This is a genomic window from Halomonas sp. ND22Bw (assembly GCF_003011945.1).
GTDB lineage: Bacteria > Pseudomonadota > Gammaproteobacteria > Pseudomonadales > Halomonadaceae > Halomonas > Halomonas halophila.
Genome location: NZ_PXWD01001669.1, coordinates 1 through 240 on the forward strand (window position 1 = coordinate 1; position 240 = coordinate 240).

General features: G+C 65.4%; 1 protein-coding gene. It reads right to left on the reverse strand.

The genetic code is table 11. From position 1 onward, the window contains the following. Positions 1-240, reverse strand: a 240-nt coding sequence (locus tag CVH10_RS23945) for a KUP/HAK/KT family potassium transporter (RefSeq protein WP_181244748.1), incomplete at both ends; no start/stop codon positions are given.

The window sequence follows — 240 nt, forward strand, 5'->3', positions numbered from 1 at the left end:
GGCACGTAAATCTGCCCCTCCTCGTGGCCCGAGGTGTGGGTGATGCGAAGGCGCGGAAAGAACCCGAGCTGAATGGCCTGCTGGGTCAGCGAGAACGCGCCTGAGATGATGGCTTGCGAGGCGATCACCGTGGCCAGGGTCGCAAAGGCCACGAGGGGATAGTGGATCCAGCTCGGGGCAAGCTGGAAGATGGGGTTGTCCGCCGCCGAAGGCGCTTGCAGCAGAAGGGCACCCTGGCCG